This is a genomic window from Mesorhizobium sp. M0317 (assembly GCF_040321555.1).
Taxonomy (GTDB): domain Bacteria; phylum Pseudomonadota; class Alphaproteobacteria; order Rhizobiales; family Rhizobiaceae; genus Mesorhizobium.
The window spans coordinates 1-678 of the sequence record NZ_JAMYRV010000113.1 but is presented as its reverse complement, the minus strand read 5'-3'; the positions used below and the strand labels follow the sequence as shown (position 1 = coordinate 678).

Annotated in this window: 1 protein-coding gene; it reads right to left on the bottom strand. The window is 60.8% G+C overall.

Features of this window, described 5'->3' with window-relative positions; genetic code table 11:
• Positions 1 to 143 precede the first annotated feature (143 nt).
• A complete protein-coding gene (locus tag NKI88_RS31760; protein ID WP_352659351.1) occupies positions 144 to 521 on the bottom strand; it encodes a response regulator in 378 nt (125 codons plus the stop codon).
• Between the last annotated feature and the right edge of the window lie 157 nt (positions 522 to 678).

Genomic DNA, 678 nt, shown 5'->3' with positions numbered 1-678 from the left:
TAGGCAATTATAGACCACCTGATTCGCTACGCCTGCATCTCGGCACAATCAGTAGATGAATAAGGAGACATGGTATAGGAGCCGTCAACGGCGTCGCTCAGTCTGCAGCCAGACTGCGCTCAGTGCTCAAGCCAAACGTCGACTCAGGCGCGCGGTCGAAGCAATCTTTTGACTTCACCGGCAAGCGCAAGCGGGTCGAACGGCTTCGCGATGACCCCTACCGCCCCCATCGCCAGATAGCGTTCGACCTCATGGGTCTGGGTGCGCGCGGTGATGAACACCACGGGTATCGAAGCCGTCGCCCCAGACCCGGCCAGGCGCCGCAGCGTCTCTGGTCCGTCCATGTCCGGCATCATTACGTCGAGCAGAATAAGGTCGGGTCGCCATTCGGCGGCATCGGCGAGCGCCTGCACGCCGGACGGGCAGGACAGCACCTCGAACTCCGGCTCGAGTTCCAGCGACATCTGGGCGATTTCGCGGATATCGTCCTCGTCGTCCACATAGAGAATCCTTGTGGGCATGAGCGTCACTCCTTGGCGTGCGCGGCAGGTTGGGTGCGGGACGAAACCAACATGCTCCTGACCAGCTTTGCGACATCGATTTCCGACGCCCTGGTCTTGGTCAGGATGGCCTGCACGCGATCACCTAGTTTCTGGTCTAGCTCCGCCGCCGAAAACA